Source organism: Rhodococcus sp. IEGM 27 (assembly GCF_033142305.1).
Taxonomy (GTDB): domain Bacteria; phylum Actinomycetota; class Actinomycetes; order Mycobacteriales; family Mycobacteriaceae; genus Rhodococcus_F; species Rhodococcus_F oxybenzonivorans.
In genome coordinates this window covers 748,884-769,023 of the sequence record NZ_JAWLSG010000001.1, presented here as the reverse complement: position 1 = coordinate 769,023, position 20,140 = coordinate 748,884, and the positions used below count along the sequence as shown (strand labels likewise).

Genomic DNA, 20,140 nt, shown 5'->3' with positions numbered 1-20,140 from the left:
CGGGAGCCTCAGGTGATACGTCCTACTCTGCGCCGATGAAGCGCGAACAACACCCGAAATCGTGGAACCCGTTCCGTATCGGTCACGTTCGGCGCGCGACCTCGAGCAGTTCCTGCAGTGTCGCGAGACTGTGGCCGGCGAGCAGACGATCGACGTACGGCAGCGCGGCCGCGATCCCCGACTGCACCGGCTCGTAACCGTCCGCGCCTGCGTGCGGATTCACCCACAGCACGGTGCGGGCGAGTCGGCGCAACTGTGCCATCTGCTCCGCGAGCAGCGTGGGGTCACCGCGCTCCCAGCCGTCGGAGAAAATCACTACGACGGCGCCGCGGGCCACGCCTCGCCTGCCCCAGCGGTCCAGGAACGCGCGCAGCGTCTCACCGAGACGGGTGCCGCCCGCCCAGTCGGGCACGGCCCTGCCTGCCGCGGCGAGCGCCACTTCCGGGTCGCGGACCCGCAGCGCCCGGGACAACCGGGTCAGCCGGGTGCCCAGCGAGAACACCTCGGTGCCGCCCGGGTTGCCGCGGGCGACGACGTGCGCGAAACGCAGCAGTGCGTCGGCGTACGGGCTCATCGATCCGGATACGTCGATGAGCAGCACCATCCGGCGTGGCCGGGTGGCTTTGCGGTGGAGGCTCGGCCGCACCGGTTCGCCGCCCGCCGCGAGCATGCCCCGTACGGTGCGCCGCGGGTCCACCGTCCCACGGCGGGCCGGGCGCATCCGGATGGCCGGGCGGGTCGGGGGCCGCGGGCGCAGGGCGGCGATCAACTCGGCGAGGTGCGCGCGTTCGGCCGCGGTGAGGTCGGCGATGTCGCGGTGGCGCAATACCTCGGTGTCGTCCGCGGCGACCCGCAGTTGCGGCGCGTCGCCACCGGTGTCGCCGCCGTCCGTCGTGGTCAGGGCGGCGGTTCGCGCCCGGCGAGGCAGTTCCCCGGACGGCGGCACACGGACGGGAACGGTACCGCCGAACCAGGCTGCGAACGCCGAGTCATACCGGGGGATGTCGTCGGGACCGCGGCACAGTGTCGCGCGACCTGACCAGTACACCTGTTCGGGATTGCCTACTTCCACCTCGCGGAGTGCCCGGGTGAAGGCGGCGACGGCGTCCGACGCGACCGGCAGTCCCGCGGCTGCGAGGGCGTGGGCGAACCCGGCCAACCCCACCAGAGGATCGCCGGCGCCCTGTGCTGCGGGCATGCTTCTCACCCGGCCAGTAGCCGGTCCAGTCCGGCACGGGCGACCCGTTCGAGGTCCTCGCGGTACTTGAGGACGGCACCGAGCGTCGCGGCGGCTGTCTCCGCGTCCAGCACGTCCCGGTCGAGTTCGCGCAACGCGCGTGCCCAGTCCAGCGCCTCGGCCACCCCCGGCGGCTTGAGGAGTTCCATCTCCCGCAGGGAGTGGACGGCGTGGGCGACCTGCGTGGCGAGGGCGGGGCCGATGCCGGGGATGCGGCGTCGCAGGATCGCGACCTCCCGGGCCAGGTCGGGGTGCTCGAGCCAGTGGTACAGGCAGCGGCGTTTGAGGGCGTCGTGCACTTCGCGGGTGCGGTTGGAGGTGAGCACCACCAGCGGCGGTGTCGCCGCCCGCACCTCGCCGAGTTCTGGGATGGTGACCGCGTTCTCGTCCAATACCTGCAGCAGGAACGCCTCGAACTCGTCGTCGGCGCGGTCGATCTCGTCGACGAGCAGCACACAGGGGGCTTCGGTGAGCGCCCGCAGCAAGGGGCGGGCCAGCAGGAACCGCTCGGTGTACAGCGAGCGTTCGACGGTGTCGGCCTCGAGCAGGCCGTTGCTCGCCGCCTCGAGCGTCCGCAGGTGCAGCAGCTGCCGCGGGAAGTCCCAGTCGTAGAGCGCCTGCGCGGCGTCGATGCCCTCATGGCACTGCAGGCGGATCAGCGGCAGGTCGAACGCCTCCGACAACGCGGTCGCGAGCGACGTCTTGCCGGTGCCGGGTTCACCCTCGCAGAACAGCGGTCGTCCCATACGTATGGCGAGGAACGCGGCCATCGCGATGCCGTCGTCGGCAAGGTAGCCCGTGGCGTCGAGCGCCCGCGCCAGTTCCCCAGGCGAACCGACCGTCGGTGTGGAATCCCTCACCCACGCGAGCCTAGGTGAGTGCCCGCCCCCGGATACGCGACTCGGAGGAGCTTGCTGCCGTCAAGCGTCCGGCTCCACCCTGCCGCGGTCCTCGCTCAACCGCCGGAACATCGCGGTGGCGCCGAACCGCGCGGCCACCCGTTCGACCAGTCCCGGCGCGATCTGCCCCAGAGCGAGCAGCGGGCGGATCGGGGCTCCGCTCTCGACGATCTCGGGCCGGTCACGCTGGATTGCCCGGATCACGGCGGCGGCGACCTTGTCGGTGGTGGTCTCGCCCGTGATCCGGCCGGCCCTGATGCCGCGTTCCGTCATGCGCTGGTACATGCCGTCGCCGGCGATGAAGCCGGGGCACACGACGGAAAAGCCGACGGGCGAGCCCGCGTACTCCGCCCGCAGCGACTGGGTGAGACCGATCAGGCCCGCCTTCGTCGTGGCGTACGGCGCGCAGTACGCCGGACCGATCTTGGCTGCCAGCGACGAGATGAACACCACGTGTCCCCAACCGCGGTCGAGCATCCCGGGAACCACTCGGCGTGTGAGAAGCAGTGGTGCGGTGAGATTGACGTCGACCATTGCGGTGAGCTCGCCGGGGTCGAGTCGGGTGAAGGCCGAGACGTTCTCCACACCGGCGTTGTTCACCAGCAGGTCGAGGGGACCGACTGTGGCCTCGGTGCGTTCGATGAGCGAATCGAGCTGTTCCAGTCGGTTCAGGTCCCCGGGCACGGCCTCGGCGCGCACACCGAGAGCACGCAGTTCACCGACGACTTCCGCGAGTCGATCCTCGCGCCGGCCGGACACCGCGACGGTGACGCCTTCACGCGCCAGCGCCCGTGCGATGACGCGGCCGAGGCCGCCGGAGGCACCCGTCACCAGAGCTGTGCGTCCACGCAATTGCTTCATCCCTTCGAGCTTTCGCGTTCGGTGGTGGGGAGTCAACGGGGTGACTCCGCACATACGGCACGATGGACCAGTGGTTTCCGTCATCGACATAGCAGATCCGGCCGATTCGCGGCTGGACAACTTCCGCGATCTCAACTCCTCGGATCGCCGCCCGGATCTTCCCGAAGGTAAGGGCCTGGTGATTGCGGAAGGCGTGCTGGTGGCTCAGCGCCTGCTTGCCTCTCGTTTCGACCCGATTGCGCTTCTGGGCGTCGATCGCCGGCTCGGGGAACTCGCGGACGACCTGGCCGAGGTGGACGTCCCGTTCTACCGAACGACGGCGGATGTCATGGCCGAGGTCGTGGGATTCCATCTCAATCGCGGCGTACTGGCCGCGGCACGTCGGCCGGTGCCGCTCGACTTACCGGAGGTGCTCGACAACGCGCGAACGGTCGCTGTCCTCGAGGGAGTGAACGATCACGAGAACCTCGGTTCCATGTTCCGCAACGCTGCCGGGCTGGGAGTGGACGCCGTCGTCTTCGGCAAGGGTTGTGCGGACCCGCTCTACCGCCGGGCGGTGCGAGTGTCCATGGGCCACGTTCTGCGCGTTCCGTTCGCACACGTCTCGGCCTGGCCCCGCGACCTCGACGTGTTGCGCGAGCGCGGGTTCCAATTGATCTCGCTGACGCCGAACCCCGAAGCGATCACCTTGGCCGAGGCCATGACAGGGGAGAAGGTCGCCGTCCTGCTCGGCGCGGAAGGCCCAGGCCTCACCGAACATGCCATGCGTGCCACCGACGTCCGTGCCCGCATCCCGATGGCCCCGGGGACGGATTCGCTGAACGTGGCCACCGCCGCCGCGATGGCGTTCTACGAACGCGTCCGGACGGGTCGGTGACGGTGCCACCTGCACCACGGCAGGTGTCCGGCGCCGGGGTCCCGTGGTTCACCGGGCTACTCGTCACCGGATTCACGGCGGTCGTCGTGGCGACCGCGGTCATCGCCTTCGGCACCCAATTGGCCCGCATCAACGCGGTGCTCGCGGTCTTCCTGGAGCTGGTGGTGGTGGCGGGTGTCGCCCCGACAGCGTGGCGGTTCCGCCGGACGCCGGTGTGGCGGTGGGCGGTATACGGAATGGGCGTAGGAGTTTTCGTGGGATGGATCGCGGCTCTCGCGGGCGCCGGCTGACCGTTCAGAAACCGAAATACCTGCGCAGGCGTCCGGGCCTGCGGGTGGCGGAGGGTGGTTCGACGGCAACGGGGGCCGGTTCCGGCGCCGGTTCCAGCGCCGGTGCTGATACCGGTTCCGGCTCCGGCGTTTCCGGCTCCTCCACGTCCGCGGCGGGCCCTTCGCCCGGGCGATGCACGGTGAAGGCGAGCACCGGGAGGGACTTCGGGTCGAGCTCGGAGTCCTCTCGGGGTCCGGTGTACCGGAATCCCAGCCAGTTCCGGTTGGCGCCTTCGGCGAACTGTTGTGGGTGGAACGGCAGCGACTGCGGATCGGGAAGAACCCCCGGCGGATAGCGCAGCGGGAACTCGCCTGCCCAGTAAGGCCTTTCCCATACCAGGGGTAGGCCGAGGTCTTCATGGATGTGCACCGGTGTCGCACTGAAGGATCGGGCCACTTTGCCGTTCTCCCACATTGCGAACGAACCCCACGCGAGGTCGGGCTTGGACGCCACATAGTAGATTCGCTCGAATGCCGAGACCGGCAACCGGCTTTCGGGCAGTGTCGACGGGCGGGGAATCGCCAGATCGGCACTGCACACGACGGTGACACCGGGGTAGCAACCGATATACACGGTGCCGTCCTCATCGACGGCGGCCGCCTCGGACAGCGACGCCGAACCGGTCCGCGTGGCCACCAGATCGGGGTAGAGCCGGCTGGCGAGTGCCTGGGCGGCATCAGGATCGGATTGTGGGTGTCCACGTAGGACGGTGACCGGATCGGGGGCGTCGACGTACCAGATCGTTGATACCTTCGCCCCCACGGTCATCCCTCTCTTTCGGTGCTTACCTGAAAGAGTACGACCACGACCGTGTTCCCGGCCTGTTCACCGCGCCGGTAATCAGCGTCCGCTGCTGCGAACGCCGAGCAAAACGTCGTCCCACGACGGAAGCGACGGCTTCCCGCGCTTGTCCCTGTTGGAGGTCTGGTGCGGAGCGACCTTCGGTGCGGTGGGCTCGGGCTCGGTGTCTTCGTCGACCGGCTCGGGCACGTCGGTTTCGGCTTCGACGATGCGCTCCGGCTCCGCCGCAGGCGATGTGGACTCCGCCGGGTAGTCGACGAATTCGAGTTGCTCGGGCTCGTCGGACGCCACGGGAGCCAATCCGCGCAGTGGACGGCCGAAGTCGGGATCGATCAGGTCGAACGCGGTGTCGTCGAGTGCGACGATGGTGCCGCCGTGGGCATCCGGCTGGTACCGCCAGTGCGCGGCGTTGGTGGTGCGGCCCGCCTGCCACTGCAGTTGGGCGACCCAGTGGTTGTCCTCGTCACGCCAGGCGTCCCACGTGGCGTCGTCGATGTTGTGTCCGCGCGCCCGGAAAGCCTGGGTGACGATCTCGGCCAGCGTCGGAACGGCAGGGCCGTTGTCGCGGACCGGATGTCCACCCTGCGCCATCTCGGCGGCACGGGAGCGTTCGAGTAGAACCGGGTAGGCGAAGCGTTCCACCTTCGACAGCGGAATACCGGCCTCGTCGGCCACCTGCTCTACAGAAGCACCGGCGCGAATGCGGGCCTGGATCTCACGGGGTCTGAGCTGACTGTCCATTTCGATCTCAATCTGGCCGAGTCGAGCGATGTCCCCACGGGATGCTGCGCGGAGCTTGTCATCGGCGGGAAGCCGGAATTTCTCGCCGGTAGCAGCATCAGCGCACACGACGTGCGAACCATCTGGCTCGAGACCGATCACTCGAAGCTCTCGCACGTTGACCTCCTTATCGCGCCGGCTCGCGACGATGTACCGCGCCAACTGTAATTCATTCGTGACAGCCGATGCGGGAGGACACGCGCGGCCGTAGTCGCGGCACAGAGGATCATGTCCGCGTTACGCTTCGACGTTTCGGAGTCGCAATTCATCCGCTACACCCTCCATCACTCCGTCGGGATCGGCTCCCAGGACGTGGTCGTGGCGCGCATACTGATCGGCAGAGCCCGGGAACCGGGAAGTCGGAACAGAAGTGGATCCCCGACGATGAGCCATACCGATGTCGACGACACCGACCTCGCCCATCTGCGGCGCACAATCGAACTGGCCGATGAGACCGGAGACGCGGGCAACAGACCCTTCGGTGCGGTGGCCGTCGGCTCCGATGGACACGTCATCAGTGAGGGCGCCAATTCCGTCGCCACGTCCGGCGACGTCACCGAGCACGCCGAACTCGACGCGATCACCACGGCCTGCGCCGAGGGGCGGACAGAGCAGCTCGTCGGCGCCACCATGTACGCCAGCGGTGAGCCTTGCCCGATGTGCAGCGCCGCCATGGTCTGGGCAGGGATCAGACGGGTCGTCTTCGCCGCGTCGTCCGACGACTTCGGCCGAATCCTCCCGGACGGGCCGCGGTTCGGTTTGCGCTGCTCCGACGTAGTGGACTCCGCCGACGTCGAGATCGAGGTCAGCGGCCCTCACCTCGGAGACGAGGCTCTGGCTCCGTTCCACCGGTTCCTCGCCACCGACTGAAACCGACACCGCCTGAAAACGACACCGCCTGAAAACGACGTCAGCCCCCGGCAGCACATGCCGGGGGCTGACGTCGATTCAGTTCACTAGCCGAGCTGAGAGACGACCCAGTCGACGCACTTGGTGAGCTGCGTGACGTCCTCGGGGTCGACGGCCGGGAACATGCCGACGCGAAGCTGGTTACGGCCGAGCTTGCGGTAGGGCTCGGTGTCGACCACACCGTTGGCGCGCAGGATCTTCGCCACCTGAGCCGCGTCGATCTTGTCGTCGAAGTCGATGGTGCCGACCACCTGCGAGCGGTGCGCGGGATCGCTGACGAACGGGGTGGTGTACTCGGTCGCCTCGGCCCACTGGTACAGGCGCGAGGACGAATCCGCGGTGCGCGAGGTGGCCCAGTCGAGACCGCCCTGCTTGTTCAGCCACTCGATCTGGTTGGCAAGCAGCAGGAGCGTCGCCACGGCCGGCGTGTTGTACGTCTGATCCTTCGAGCTGTTGTCCACGGCGATGGGCAGCGAGAGGAAGTCGGGGGTCCAGCGACCCGAGTCCTTGATCTCCGCCACCCGTTCGAGGGCCTTCGGGCTCATCAGCGCGATCCACAAACCACCGTCGGCCGCGAAGTTCTTCTGCGGCGCGAAGTAGTAGACGTCGGCATCGGAGACATCGACCGGCAGTCCGCCGGCACCGGAGGTGGCGTCGATGGCGATGAGGGCGTTCTCCGACCCGGCGGGACGGGACACGGGGATCGCGACACCGGTGGACGTTTCGTTGTGTGCCCAGCCGATGAGGTCGACTGAGGGGTCGGACACCGGCTCGGGGGCGCTGCCCGGCTCGGCCGACACGACGATCGGATCACCGATGAACGGGTTGTTCTTCGCGACCGACGCGAACTTGGAGCTGAACTCGCCGTTCGTCAGGTGCAGCGACTTCTCCCGGATGAGGCCGAACGCCGCGGCATCCCAGAACGCGGTGGTGCCGCCGTTGCCGAGAACCACCTCGTATCCCTCGGGCAGGGAGAACAGGTCGGCGAGCCCGGAGCGCACGCTGGCGACGACGTCCTTGACGGGCTTCTGTCGGTGGCTGGTGCCGAACACCGAGGAGCCCACCTCCACCAGCGACTGAAGCTGTTCGGGGCGAACCTTGGAGGGTCCGCAGCCGAAACGTCCGTCGGCGGGCAGGAGGTCTGCGGGGATGATCGGTGTGGAGGTCATCGCTACTTTCTGTTCCTTACTGATATTTCCGGTGAGGGTGTTCAGCTGGTGTGGGCGATCTGGTCCCAGCCCTCGACGGACTCGGGGGTGCGGGGTGCGGGGCCGGTGTAGATGGCGGCGGGGCGGACGAGCTTGCCGAGGCGTTTCTGCTCGAGGATGTGGGCGCACCAGCCGGCGGTGCGGCCGCAGGTGAACATCGCGGGCATCATGTGCGCGGGAACCTCGGCGAAGTCGAGGATGACCGCGGCCCAAAACTCGACGTTGGTTTCGATGGCCCGGTCGGGGCGGCGCTCGCGGAGTTCGGCGAGGGCGGCCTGTTCGAGGGCGGCGGCCGCTTCGTAGCGGGGGGCGTTCAGGCGTTTGGCGGTGGCGCGCAGCACGCGGGCGCGGGGGTCTTCGGCGCGGTAGACGCGGTGACCGAAGCCCATCAGCTTGTCTTTGCGGTCGAGGATGCCCTTGACCAGGGCGCGGGCGTCGCCGGACTTCTCGGTGTCCTCGATCATCGGCAGGACGCGGGCGGGGGCGCCGCCGTGCAGCGGGCCGGACATCGCGCCGATCGCGCCGGAGAGGGAGGCGGCGACGTCGGCGCCGGTGGAGGCGATGACGCGGGCGGTGAAGGTGGAGGCGTTCATGCCGTGTTCGGCGGCGGAGACCCAGTAGGCGTCGATCGCTTCGACGTGGGCGGGGTCGGGTTCGCCCTTCCAGCGGACCATGAATCGTTCGGTGACGGTCTTGGCCTCGTCGATCCGTTTCTGCGGGACGGCGGGCTGGTAGATGCCGCGGGCGGACTGGGCGACGTAGGACAGGGCCATCACGGAGGCGCGGGCGAGTTGTTCGCGGGCGGTGTCGTCGTCGATGTCGAGTAGGGGCTGGTATCCCCAGATGGGGGCGAGCATCGCGAGGCCGGCCTGGACGTCGACGCGGACGTCGCCGGTGTGCACGGGCAGGGGGAAGGGTTCGGCCGGGGGGAGGCCGGGGCCGAAGCGTCCGTCGACGAGTAGTGCCCAGACGTTGCCGAAGGTGACGTGCTTGGAGACGAGGTCTTCGATGTCGACGCCGCGGTAGCGCAGGGCGCCGCCGTCCTTGTCGGGTTCAGCGATGTCGCTGGTGAAGGCGACCACGCCCTCCAGTCCGCTGACGAAATCCTCCGGTATTGCCGCGCTCGCTGACATAGCTCGTGGACTCTCCTCGTTCGAGTGCCCCCGGTCAGAGCGGCACTGCCTCGGCGTTTCGACAACTGCGCTGATCGTGCGTGCGGGATGGGCAGGCACTCGTTCGTCCGCGCAATCGGCCTCCCGCCCTCCTGGTGTCGCGCGGTGGAGGCGACGGTTCAGCAAAGGCGGGTTCGGTCCCCAAAACTTTAGCCGGTGTCACCGGAAGGGCAGTCAGTGCATACCCGGGAGTAGCGTTCTCCGCTGTGTCATCAGATGCAGAACAGCCGGGTCCGGCGAACCCCGACCTCGCGACGATGCGCGTCGGTTACGGACATCAGGGCATCGCCGGACGGTCCGAAGAGTCCGATCTGGACGCCGAGCAGCTGAATGACGGCTGGCTGCCGTTGATGCGTCGCTGGCTCGAGGACGCCGTGGAGGCGGGAATTCCCGAGCCCAATGCGATGACGCTGGGCACCGTCGACGAACACGGCCATCCCTGCACGCGCACCGTTCTCTGCAAGGGCCTGAGCACGGCCGGAGTGCTGTTCTTCACCAACTACGAGTCGGACAAGGGGAGGCAACTCGCCGCCGTTCCGTACGCGTCGGTGACCTTCACCTGGGTGCCGATCGCCAAGCAGATCACCGTTCGCGGTCCCGCCGAACGGGTCAGCGCCGAGGTCACCGACGAGTACTGGCACAGCAGGCCGCGGGGGTCGCGGCTCGGTGCGTGGGCGTCGGAGCAATCCCGGCCGATCGGCTCGCGGGCCGAACTCGATGCAGCGCTCTTGCACGTCGCCGAACGCTTCGGCGTCGACGTCGACATCCCGGTGCGACCCAACTGGGGTGGGATCCTCATCCGCCCCGAGGTGGTCGAATTCTGGCAGGGCCGGGCCAACCGGATGCACAACCGAATCCGGACTTCGAGGCACGGAGACCGGTGGACCGTCGAACGGCTGCAGCCATGACCGGACAGGTGACCCGGGATCGTCGGCCCCGAAGGTTCCTCGCAGATACGACCCCACTCGAGAACAAGGACTACCGGCGCCTGTGGACTGCCGGGATCGTCACCGTCATCGGGGGACAGCTCAGCGTGGTCGCGGTTCCCCAGCAGGTCTACGAGATCACGCGCAGCTCCGCGTACGTGGGCCTCACGGGAGCGTTCGCCCTGGTACCGCTGATAGTCTTCGGCTTGTGGGGCGGCGCCCTCGCCGACGTGATGGATCGGCGCATCTTGCTGACGATCACCACGGTGGGACTCGGACTGACCTCTGTCCTCTTCTGGGTACAGGCGGCGCTCGGCCTGAACAACGTGTGGCTGGTGCTGGGACTCCTTGCTTTGCAACAGGCGTTCTTCGCCGTCAATCAGCCCACCCGCAGCGCGATCATCCCGCGGCTGATACCGATGGGGCAGCTGGCGGCGGCCAACTCGCTGAACATGACGGTGATGCAGTTCGGCGCGATTGCCGGACCCCTGCTCGCCGGGGTCATGATTCCTGCCGTCGGCCTGTCGACGCTGTATCTCGTCGATTCGATAGCACTGCTGGCCACCCTGTGGGCCGTACTCCGGCTGCCCGCCATCCCACCGGTGGGGGAGTCGCGGCGCGCGGGATTCCGGGAAGTGTTCGACGGCTTCGCCTACCTGGCCACCCAGAAGGTGCTGCTCGCGTCGTTCGTGGTCGACATCATTGCCATGGTCTTCGGGATGCCCCGGGCGCTGTTCCCGCAGATCGCCCACGACACCTTCGGTGACCCTGCAGGCGGCGGTGTCGCTCTCGGTCTGCTGTTCGCGGCGATGTCCGTGGGGGCGGTTGCCGGTGGTGTGTTCTCCGGCTGGTTGCCGCGGGTGCGCCGACAGGGACTCGCCGTGATCGTGTGCATCGTGCTGTGGGGGTTGGCGATGCTGGGCTTCGGTCTCGTGGTGGGGGTTGCGTCCCCGGGCTCGAGTCCGGTCCTGTTGTGGGCGGCTCTCGCCTTCCTCGCTTTCGGTGGTGCCGTCGACATGGTGTCCGCGGCGTTCCGCAGCACGATGCTCCAGCAGGTGGCCACCGACGAGATGCGCGGACGGTTGCAGGGTGTGTTCATCGTCGTCGTCGCCGGCGGACCCCGCATCGGTGACGTCCTGCACGGCGCTGCCGCCGCTGCAGTCGGAACGAGCGTCGCCGCGGCCGGTGGCGGCGTCCTCGTCGTCGTCGGTGTGGTAATCGCCGCAGTGGCATTCCCGGCGCTGGTGCGATACAAGGTCGCTCGTTAGGTTCCTGTGCCCTGTCACAGATTTCGGGCACACTGTGGTGCATGGGTGAACCGCAGTCGTCGGAATCGAAGAGGTCCACAGCGGGCGGAGTGGAGATCCGAGGAGGCGGCTACCGGGCCGAGATCGCAGTCACGGGGGCTGGGCTGCGACGCCTCGAATGGCACGGCCCGGACGGTCCGCGGGCGCTGACCGAAACGTGGGAACTCGGGTCCAGGCCGCCGCTGTCCGCGGGGTTGATCCTCGCCCCGTGGCCCAACCGGATCCGTGACGGTCATTTCGTCTTCGACGGTATCGAACACCAGCTCGAGATCACGGACACGGAGTTCGGCAACGCCAGTCACGGCTTCGTCCGTCGCCGGGACTGGCGTGTCGTCAGCCGCGCCGAGAACCGTGTGGAGATGTCGATCGATGTGGGACTTCACAAGGGCTGGCCGTATCCGCTGCGGGTGACCGTCGAATATGCTCTCGACGCTTCGGGTCTGACGGTCACACACACCGCCACCAATACCGGGGCGATTCCGGCGCCGTTCGGCTTGGGAATGCACTCGTACGTCCGCGTCGGCGACGTTCCGCTCGACGACTGCACGCTCCGCCTGTCCGCAGGCACCCGGTTGCCGCTCGACGACCGCCGGTTGCCGAACGGTGGTTCGCAGGCTGTTGCCGGCAGCGACTACGACTTCACCAGTCCACGCCCCCTCTCCGGGGTGTCGCTCGACACGCCGTTCAGCGCGTTGGACGTCGACCCGGACGGTAGGTCCCGGCACGAACTGCGTGCCCCGGACGGCGCCGGAACTCTGTTGTGGGCTAGCCGCGAGTTCGGCTGGCTGCAGGCTTTCATCGCCGATCCGGCGGACGGCAAGCCCTATCCGGGCCGCGGACGGGCGCTGGCCCTCGAACCGATGACCTGTCCACCGGATTCGTTCAACTCCGGCATCGACCAGTTGGTGCTCGCTCCCGGGCAGCATTGGTCCGGCCGGTGGGGCATGACCGCAGTGGGTTCCTGACGGTCCGGTCCGCGACGACATACGTCCACAGAGTGAGACGGTGTAACACCGGCAGTGCATCGCTCGATAAGTTCCGTGGGGGTTCTTCTGTTGCCGTGACCGGATCCGGTGGAAGGCCGTATTACTACGGCAGGTCTCCTCACCGCTTTCCTGGCGTGATTGTGCGTTTGCGCATTGTCGACGCCATCGATGCAGGTAACGCCGCATCTTCTCACTCGGGCGGCCACCGGCCGTTAGTCTCGGCCGCTCGCACCGCACGAAATGTCTCATCCTCGTGGCGGTACTCCGCGCGTCGCCACCACGGTCTCGCCGCATTCGGCGGCGGGGGCGGGTTGCGGCCTTTCCGTGGACCCTCCTGCAGCATGCGGGCTGGAGTGGGACTAGTTTCTACCTGAATGAAGTTGTTACTCATTGGTTTGAGCTTGAGAGGGATGCTTCGTGCCTGACAATGACACAAAGCCCACGCTTACCTACCCTGGTGGTGAGCACACGATGTCCATTGCCAGGGCAACCGAGGGCAATGACGGTATCGAACTGGGCAAGCTGCTGGCCAGCACCGGGTACACCACCCTGGACCCGGGTTTCGTCAATACCGCCTCCACCAGCTCCGCGATCACCTATATCGACGGTGAGCACGGGATTCTCCGCTACCGCGGTTACCCGATCGAGCAGCTGGCCGGAAAGTCGACGTTCATCGAGGTCAGCTACCTGCTGATCTACGGTGAGCTGCCGACCGCAACGCAGCTCGAGTCGTTCACCGACCGGATTCGCCGGCACACGCTGCTGCACGAAGACCTCAAGAGGTTCTTCGACGGGTTCCCCCGCAACGCGCACCCGATGCCTGTTCTCTCCAGTGCTGTGAACGCGCTCTCGGCCTACTACCAGGACTCCCTGGATCCGGCCGATCCCGAGCAGGTCGAACTGTCGACCATCCGCCTTCTGGCGAAGCTGCCCACCATCGCGGCATATGCGTACAAGAAGTCCGTCGGACAGCCGTTCCTGTACCCGGACAACTCGCTGAACCTTGTCGAGAACTTCCTTCGGATGACGTTCGGCTTCCCCGCGGAGCCGTACGAGATCGACCCGGAGATCGCCAAGGCACTCGACATGCTGCTGATCCTGCACGCCGACCACGAGCAGAACTGCTCGACGTCGACGGTGCGCCTCGTCGGATCGTCGGACGCGAACCTCTTCACCTCCATCTCCGGCGGCATCAACGCACTCTGGGGCCCGCTGCACGGCGGCGCAAACCAGGCGGTCCTCGAGATGCTCGACGAGATCAAGGCCAGCGGCAGCAACGCAGGCGATTTCGTCCGCAAGGTCAAGAACAAGGAAGACGGCGTGAAGCTCATGGGCTTCGGGCACCGCGTCTACCGCAATTACGATCCGCGTGCGGCCATCGTGAAGCAGACCGCGCACACCATCCTCGACAAACTCGGTGGCGACGACGAGCTGCTCGACATCGCGATGGCACTGGAAGAGGCGGCGCTCACCGACGACTACTTCGTCGAGCGCAAGCTGTACCCCAACGTCGACTTCTACACCGGCCTCATCTACCGCGCCATGGGCTTCCCCACGCGCATGTTCACCGTCTTGTTCGCCATGGGCCGGTTGCCGGGGTGGATTGCACACTGGCGGGAGATGCACGAGGATCCCGCTACGAAGATCGGCCGTCCGCGCCAGATCTACACCGGCTACACCGAGCGCGACTACAAGGACGTCACAAGCCGCTGATCTGCGACCTGTGCCGAACAGACAGCCCTCACCGAGGAGGACACATGACTAAGCCCGAGATCGAGTTCCAGGAGGGACCCGCCCCGACCGACCTGGTCATCAAGGATCTGGTGGTCGGCGAAGGCGCCGAGGCCGTTCCGGGGGGCACCGTCGACGTGCACTATGTCGGCGTCGAGTTCGAGTCCGGCGAGGAGTTCGACTCTTCGTGGAGTCGCGGGGAGTCCATCCAGTTCCCGCTGCGCGGTCTCATCAAAGGCTGGCAGGACGGCATCCCCGGCATGAAGGTCGGCGGACGTCGTCAGCTCACCATCCCGCCGGAGCTGGCCTACGGCCCAGCCGGCGCCGGACACCAGCTGTCCGGCAAGACCCTGGTGTTCGTGATCGATCTGCTGGACGCCAAGGAATAGTTTCCCGCTTCACGTCACAAGTCCCGCTTCACCTCGGTGAGGCGGGACTTGTCGCATTCTGCGCCGGAAGGTGCGGCATCGGATGTGCGTCGGCCGAGTGCAGCTCCACGACCAACCGGGCACCACCGAGCGGGCTGTCCTCGAAGTGCGCCCGCCCGCCGTGTAGTGCTGCCTGTTGAGCAACGAGCGCGAGGCCGAGTCCCGATCCGCTGCTGGTGGCGTTGGTGCCGCGGTGGAACCGCTCGAACACCTGAGTCCGCTCGGCGTCCGGTACGCCGGAACCGTTGTCGTCGACCGTGATGACGGTGGCGTCGTCCACGGCTCTCAGCGTGATCCGCACCGCAGTCGCACCCCCGTGCCGGACGGCGTTGGTGATCGCATTGTCCAGTGTCAGCCGCAGTCCGCCGGGCATCCCGCGGACGGTCAGCGGGACGGCGTCGACGGTGACCTGCAGTCCGGGATGGTGTCGCATCGCATCGTCGGCCGCCAGATCGCAGATGTCGACGAGGTCGCAGTCTACGAAGTCCTGGTCGGTGGACAATTCTCCGCGGGCCAGCCGCTCCAGGTCCGACAGGGTCGATTCCACCCGGCCCTGTGCGCGAATCAGATCGCGGAAAATTTCGTTCTGCTGCGCGGACGTCAGCTGATGCGTGGTGAGCACCTCGAGGTCGGTGCGCATCGCGGTGAGCGGCGTGCGCAGTTCGTGGGCGGACACGGCGGCGAAGTCACGCGCGGTGGCCAGGGCGGCGGTGGTCGCGTCCTGCGCCTCGGCGACATCGCGCAACATCGACTCCGCCGCGGAGGCCAGTTCGTCTGCCTCGCGCACCCCTGAGGACGCGGGCGTCAACTCGGGGTCGCGGCGAACGATGCGGCCGGTGAGGTCGACCAGGGGTCGAACCGCCCGGCCACCGAACAGCCATCCGAGGCCACTGGCTGCGGCCACCGCCAGGACACCGACGAGGGCCACCTGGCGCTGCTGTTCGGTGGTGACGTCCTGGGCCTCCGAGTACGGGACGGCGAGTGAGATCCGGGTCCCCAGGAAGGGCGTCGTCGCCGTGAACGCCCGATACTTCGTGCCGTTGACGTCGACGGACTGCCACCCCGGTTCGAGCGGTGGCAGCCGGGTGGGGGTACTCACCAGAACGGTGTCGCCGCCTGCGGACCGGATGGTGATCGCGAAGGCACCCTTGTCGCCCAGCGCGCCGAGGAACAGTCCCGCTGTCGCCGCGTTGGGAACCAGCACGTCGGACGCCGTCTCGAGCCGGCGATCGAGTTGGGACAGGTTGTTCCTGTTGATCGCGAGTGCCACCAGGATGCCCAACGCCACGACGATGATGGTCGCCCCGAGCGCGGTGGCCGCCGCGACACGGGTCCGGAGGGAGAACGAGCGCTTCACGACGGTTCCCGCAACACGAACCCGACACCACGCACGGTGTGCAGGATGCGCGGTTGGCCCTCGGTTTCGAACTTGCGCCGCAGATACCCGACGAAGACGTCCACCACATTGGTGTCGGCCACGAAGTCGTATCCCCACACCAGTTCCAGCAGTCGTTCGCGGCTCAGGACGATGCCGACGTTGCGGGCGAGGACCTCGAGCAGTTCGAACTCCCGCTTGGTCAGGGTTATTTCGTGGCCTGCGAGGAAGACTCGGCGCGCCGAGACGAAAATCTCGAGGGACCCGACGCGGATCGGCGGAGCCGCGGGGGTATCGGCTGCGGGGGGCGTGGTCGCGCCGCGCCGCCGGAGCATGGCCCGGATCCGGGCGATCAACTCCGCCAGGACGAACGGTTTGACCAGGTAGTCGTCCGCTCCCGACTCCAGCCCGGAGATGCGGTCGTCGACGGTGTCGCGGGCACTGAGCACACAGATCGGGATGTCGTTGTTCATTGCGCGGAGCGCGGTCACGACACCGGTTCCGTCGATGACGGGCATGTTCATGTCGAGGACCATCGCGTCGGGGCGTCGCTCGCTGACCACACGGAGGGCGTCGGCTCCGTCGATTGCGGTGAGAACGGTGAATCCGGACAGGCGCAGACCACGTTCGAGCGAAGTCCGCACGTCCTCGTCGTCGTCGACGACGAGAACACTGGCTGAGTCGGTGGTGGTCACTCCTGCATTGTGCCGTGAGGAGGGGGTGGATGGCGGTGGTCCGGTCGTGTCCGTCCGTACACTCGGGTGCGATGTTTTCTTCCCTACTGGCATTCGAACTGACCGAAACCAACCGTGACTGGCTGATTCGCCGCCCAGCCGAGATCGCGATCTACGTCGTTCTCGCGCTGGCCCTGCGGTTCACCCTGCACCGGCTCATCGACCGAATGACCCGGCAGCGGACTGCCACCGACAAACCGGCGATGCTTCGCCCTCTGCGTGAGCGAGCGCCGAGAGGCATCAAGGAAGCGATGGCGAACGAACGCCGAGCGCAGCGTGCCACGACGATCGGGTCGGTACTCAAATCCGCTGTGTCGATCGTCGTCCTCATCTGGGGTGTGTTGCAGATCCTGGGGATTCTGGGGGTGAACGTCGCCCCGTTCATCGCGTCCGCCGGTGTGATCGGTCTCGCACTGGGATTCGGTGCGCAGAACCTCGTCCGAGACTTTCTGTCGGGCATGTTCATGCTGCTCGAGGATCAGTACGGAGTTGGCGACGTGGTCGATCTCGGTGAGGCCGTGGGAACCGTCGAGACGGTGGGCTTGCGGGTCACCACGATCCGCGACGTCAACGGCACGCTGTGGTACTGCCGCAACGGTGAAATCGTCCGGGTCGGCAACATGAGTCAGGGGTACGCGGTGGCGGTGGTGGATCTGCCGATCGCGCATGCGGCCAACGTCCAGCGGGCATGCGAGGTGGCCCTCGACGCCATCCTGGAGGCGTCGCGAAGTGACGCGATCGAGGCCGACGTGCTGGAAACGCCCGAGATGCTGGGTGTCAACGCCGTGACCGCCGAATCGGTGACGCTCCGCATCACCGCCCGCACCAAGCCGGGGCGGCAGTGGGCGGTGCAGCGCACGTTCGCGCGGGCGGCTCTCGCGGCGTTCGAGAAGTACGACATCGATGCGCCGTACCTGTCGATCGTGTCCGCGGCCCGCATGGACGCCTGACGGCATTGCATTTCAGTACCGTGGCAGGCATGGACACGGCACTGGTCTGGTTCCGGCGCGACCTCAGGCTCGGCGATCTTCCGACCTTGCACACCGTCGCCGAGGCGGGGGCTCGCGCGCTCGGCCTGTTCGTGCTCGACGACAAGCTGCTCCACCCCGCGGGCGGTCCGCGCCGGGATTTTCTCTACCGCAGCCTGACTGCGCTCGACGACCAACTCGGGGGGCGGCTGCTGGTAGTGCACGGCAATCCTGCCGACGTGGTCCCAGCGGTTGCCGAGGCGGTGTCGGCGGGTGACGTTCATGTGAGCGCCGACTTCGGTCCCTACGGCCGCGAGCGTGATGCTGCGGTTGCCGAGCGCATCGAACTGGTGGCCACCGGATCGCCCTATGCCGTGGCGCCGGGGAGGGTCACCAAGGCCGACGGCGAACCGTATCGCGTGTTCACCCCGTACTTCAGGCAATGGCTCGACCACGGGTGGCGTGCGCCGATCGACACCGGTGCCGCGACGGTCGACTGGATCGAACCGGACGACGTCCCCGTCCGGCGGGCAGCAATTCCTCAGCCGGAGTCCGAGGGCGTGGCCGCGGGCGAGTCCGAGGCGTCGCGAAGGTGGGCGGAGTTCCTGGAGGACGAACTCGACTCCTACGACGACGCCCGCAACCGGCCCGACCTCGACGCGACGAGCCGGATGTCGGTGTACCTGAAGTACGGCAACATCCATCCCCGCACCATGCTCCGCGACCTCTCGCGCCGCCGCGGTAAGGGGGTCGAAGCGTACCGGCGTCAGATGGCCTGGCGAGATTTCTACGCCGACATCCTTTTTCAACGCCCAGACAGTGCGCGCGGCAATTACGACCGCAAGTTCGACGCGATCCGACTCGACTCCGGTCCCGACGCCGACGAGTCGTTCGCCGCGTGGTGCGAGGGAAGAACCGGGTTCCCGATCGTCGATGCGGGAATGCGTCAGCTCCGAGCCGAGGCGTGGATGCACAACCGGGTGCGCATGATCGTCGCGTCGTTCCTGGTGAAAGACCTGCACCTGCCGTGGTGGCGTGGAGCGCGCTACTTCATGGACCGCCTCGTCGACGGCGATCTGGCCAACAATCAGCACGGCTGGCAGTGGACGGCGGGAACGGGCACCGATCCCTCGCCCTACTTCCGAGTGTTCAACCCCATCACCCAGGGCGAGAAGTTCGATCCCGACGGCTCCTACGTGCGCAAGTGGGTGCCGGAGCTTCGCGGCATCCCGGGCCGCGCAGTCCATTCGCTGAAAGCCCTTCGGCCCGAGGGCTATCCGGAGCCCATCGTCGAACACGGCCTCGCGCGGCAGGAGTCCCTCGCCCGCTACGGCGAAATCAAGGCCCCGTGAGTACTTGTTAACAGCGGGCGGTTAAGAAGTACTCACAGGCGCTGGGCGCACAAGGAGGCCGAGGAAGGCTGCCCCGGCGAGCAGGATGACGAGTCCGCCGTAGAGGCGGGTGGTGTCGACCAATCCGACCTCGCCGACCAGGTAGCCGGCGAGGAGCGCCGGGACACTGTTGGCCAGGTAGGCGATCACGTAGATGGTCGAGAGCAGGCCCGCCCGCTCGTGGGGCGCGGCCAGAGGCATCACGGTATGGATTGTGCCCTGGAAGCCGGCGCCGAAGCCGACCCCCGCGATGGCTGTTCCTGCCAGGATGATTGCTGCAGAGGATGTTTCGGCGCCGACGAGTGTGACGGCCACACCGGCGATCAGGGCGGAGGTGCCGACGAACAGCACTCGCCGCGCCGCCACGTTACGTAATACGAAGACGGCGATCGCCCCGGTTCCCGTCAGGGTCGCCACCATGATTGCGCCGATCAACGAGGTGTGGACGTCCAAGGCGCTGCGGGCGAGTGAGGGGCCGAGCGACAAGTAGAAACCGCCGAGTGCCCATACGGCGATCAGGCACGGCCCGGTGAGCACGAGCATGCCGAGAGCGGGGGACGGTATCGCGAGCGTCGGGCGCATCGAGGCCAGTGCGCCCTGCTGCCGCACGGCCGTTTCCGGTGCTGCCCATATACCCAGGAGCTCGAGGACGAAGAGCGCGAGGAAGACGAGGAATACGGTGCTTGTCGGACGCGGAAGGTGCTCGCTGATCAGACTCGATCCGATGGCGCCGACCGCGAGACCCACCGTAGGCGCGATGCTGTTGACGGTGGAACCGCGGCCGGGTCTGCGCTCGAGGTCGATGAGGGTCGATCCGAGGGCGCTGATCGCGGCGCCGGTCGCAAAGCCTTGCACGACCCGGGCTGCCAGGAGAAGCCCGAGGCTCTCGGCTGAGGCGAACATGGCCATCGCGACCGCCTCGAAGGCCAGCGCGGTGACGAGGACGGGGCGTCGGCCGATGTAGTCCGAGAGAGAACCGACGGTGAGCAAGGCCAAGAGCAGACTTACGGCATAGATCCCGAAGACGAGGGTGGATTGCAGGGACGAGAAGCCCCAGTGGCTCTGGTAGAGCTCGTAGAGGGGCGTCGGCGCCGCTGACGCTCCGAGCAGGGTGGCGATGACCACGGCGACGAGCGTGAACGCAGCGGCGCGGCCGAGTGTGGGTCGCGACTTCGGTGGAGCATCGGGTGCGGCAAGGGTCGTCATGCGGTACTCCCAGC

Annotated in this window: 20 protein-coding genes; 10 read left to right on the top strand and 10 right to left on the bottom strand. The window is 67.5% G+C overall.

The window, feature by feature from the left end; genetic code table 11:
• Positions 1–82: 82 nt before the first annotated feature.
• The 3 genes from R4P95_RS03575 to R4P95_RS03565 are packed head-to-tail and all read right to left on the bottom strand — an operon-like array spanning position 83 to position 2,997.
• A complete protein-coding gene (locus R4P95_RS03575) occupies positions 83–1,198 on the bottom strand; it encodes a vWA domain-containing protein (RefSeq protein ID WP_317743604.1) in 1,116 nt (371 codons plus the stop codon).
• Between the two features lie 5 nt (positions 1,199–1,203).
• Complete coding sequence (locus R4P95_RS03570; protein ID WP_317743603.1) at positions 1,204–2,097, bottom strand: MoxR family ATPase; 894 nt, start codon at positions 2,095–2,097, stop codon at positions 1,204–1,206.
• 60 nt (positions 2,098–2,157) lie between these two features.
• Complete coding sequence (locus R4P95_RS03565) at positions 2,158–2,997, bottom strand: SDR family NAD(P)-dependent oxidoreductase (protein ID WP_317743602.1); 840 nt, start codon at positions 2,995–2,997, stop codon at positions 2,158–2,160.
• 70 nt (positions 2,998–3,067) lie between these two features.
• Here R4P95_RS03565 and R4P95_RS03560 point away from each other — a divergent pair, with 70 nt between their 5' ends.
• Entirely contained in the window at positions 3,068–3,874 is an 807-nt protein-coding gene (locus R4P95_RS03560) for a TrmH family RNA methyltransferase (protein ID WP_213573365.1), read from the top strand.
• On the top strand, positions 3,871–4,164 hold the full coding sequence (locus R4P95_RS03555) for a DUF2537 domain-containing protein (RefSeq protein ID WP_397517664.1): 294 nt from the start codon (positions 3,871–3,873) through the stop codon (positions 4,162–4,164). Before R4P95_RS03560 ends, R4P95_RS03555 begins: the two co-directional genes overlap by 4 nt.
• 4 nt (positions 4,165–4,168) lie before the next feature.
• Here R4P95_RS03555 and R4P95_RS03550 read toward each other — a convergent pair whose 3' ends face one another.
• Positions 4,169–4,972, bottom strand: a complete 804-nt coding sequence (locus tag R4P95_RS03550) for a DUF6928 family protein (RefSeq protein ID WP_317743601.1) — start codon at positions 4,970–4,972, stop codon at positions 4,169–4,171.
• Positions 4,973–5,044: 72 nt separating this feature from the next.
• Positions 5,045–5,902, bottom strand: a complete 858-nt coding sequence (gene sepH / locus R4P95_RS03545; protein WP_213573363.1) for a septation protein SepH — start codon at positions 5,900–5,902, stop codon at positions 5,045–5,047.
• Between the two features lie 267 nt (positions 5,903–6,169).
• Here sepH and R4P95_RS03540 point away from each other — a divergent pair, with 267 nt between their 5' ends.
• Positions 6,170–6,655, top strand: coding sequence for a nucleoside deaminase (locus tag R4P95_RS03540; protein ID WP_213573362.1), 486 nt, complete (start codon positions 6,170–6,172; stop codon positions 6,653–6,655).
• 86 nt (positions 6,656–6,741) lie between these two features.
• On the opposite strand, the gene serC is transcribed toward R4P95_RS03540, so the two are convergent.
• Positions 6,742–7,863 carry a phosphoserine transaminase gene (serC, locus tag R4P95_RS03535; RefSeq protein ID WP_109327422.1) on the bottom strand — a complete coding sequence of 374 codons (1,122 nt, stop codon included), beginning with the start codon at positions 7,861–7,863 and terminating at the stop codon, positions 6,742–6,744.
• 41 nt (positions 7,864–7,904) lie between these two features.
• The gene (locus tag R4P95_RS03530) at positions 7,905–9,035 is read right to left on the bottom strand and encodes a citrate synthase 2 (RefSeq protein ID WP_317743600.1); all 1,131 of its coding nucleotides are present in this window, start codon (positions 9,033–9,035) and stop codon (positions 7,905–7,907) included.
• A 296-nt stretch (positions 9,036–9,331) separates the two neighbouring features.
• Between R4P95_RS03530 and pdxH the strand changes: the two genes are divergently transcribed.
• From pdxH to R4P95_RS03505, 5 genes are all read left to right on the top strand, one after another.
• Entirely contained in the window at positions 9,332–9,982 is a 651-nt protein-coding gene (pdxH, locus tag R4P95_RS03525) for a pyridoxamine 5'-phosphate oxidase (protein ID WP_397517671.1), read from the top strand.
• Positions 9,979–11,268 (top strand): MFS transporter, encoded by a 1,290-nt coding sequence (locus tag R4P95_RS03520; protein ID WP_317743934.1) that lies wholly within the window; start codon positions 9,979–9,981, stop codon positions 11,266–11,268. The genes pdxH and R4P95_RS03520 overlap by 4 nt, the downstream gene beginning before the upstream one ends.
• Positions 11,269–11,309: 41 nt before the next feature.
• The gene (locus tag R4P95_RS03515) at positions 11,310–12,272 is read left to right on the top strand and encodes an aldose 1-epimerase family protein (protein WP_317743598.1); all 963 of its coding nucleotides are present in this window, start codon (positions 11,310–11,312) and stop codon (positions 12,270–12,272) included.
• 438 nt (positions 12,273–12,710) lie between these two features.
• Positions 12,711–14,006, top strand: a complete 1,296-nt coding sequence (locus R4P95_RS03510) for a citrate synthase (RefSeq protein WP_109327430.1) — start codon at positions 12,711–12,713, stop codon at positions 14,004–14,006.
• A 44-nt stretch (positions 14,007–14,050) separates the two neighbouring features.
• Positions 14,051–14,413, top strand: a complete 363-nt coding sequence (locus R4P95_RS03505) for an FKBP-type peptidyl-prolyl cis-trans isomerase (RefSeq protein ID WP_109327431.1) — start codon at positions 14,051–14,053, stop codon at positions 14,411–14,413.
• 28 nt (positions 14,414–14,441) lie between these two features.
• Here R4P95_RS03505 and R4P95_RS03500 read toward each other — a convergent pair whose 3' ends face one another.
• Both R4P95_RS03500 and R4P95_RS03495 read right to left on the bottom strand, forming a co-directional pair.
• Positions 14,442–15,809: a sensor histidine kinase gene (locus R4P95_RS03500; RefSeq protein ID WP_250777992.1), complete on the bottom strand. Its 1,368-nt coding sequence runs from the start codon at positions 15,807–15,809 to the stop codon at positions 14,442–14,444.
• Positions 15,806–16,522, bottom strand: a complete 717-nt coding sequence (locus R4P95_RS03495) for a response regulator transcription factor (protein ID WP_317743596.1) — start codon at positions 16,520–16,522, stop codon at positions 15,806–15,808. Before R4P95_RS03495 ends, R4P95_RS03500 begins: the two co-directional genes overlap by 4 nt.
• Positions 16,523–16,593: 71 nt before the next feature.
• Here R4P95_RS03495 and R4P95_RS03490 point away from each other — a divergent pair, with 71 nt between their 5' ends.
• Complete coding sequence (locus tag R4P95_RS03490; protein WP_213573358.1) at positions 16,594–17,511, top strand: mechanosensitive ion channel family protein; 918 nt, start codon at positions 16,594–16,596, stop codon at positions 17,509–17,511.
• Positions 17,512–17,540: 29 nt separating this feature from the next.
• Positions 17,541–18,881: a deoxyribodipyrimidine photo-lyase gene (locus R4P95_RS03485; RefSeq protein ID WP_317743595.1), complete on the top strand. Its 1,341-nt coding sequence runs from the start codon at positions 17,541–17,543 to the stop codon at positions 18,879–18,881.
• Positions 18,882–18,902: 21 nt separating this feature from the next.
• Here R4P95_RS03485 and R4P95_RS03480 read toward each other — a convergent pair whose 3' ends face one another.
• A complete protein-coding gene (locus tag R4P95_RS03480; RefSeq protein ID WP_317743594.1) occupies positions 18,903–20,126 on the bottom strand; it encodes an MFS transporter in 1,224 nt (407 codons plus the stop codon).
• Positions 20,127–20,140 lie beyond the last annotated feature (14 nt).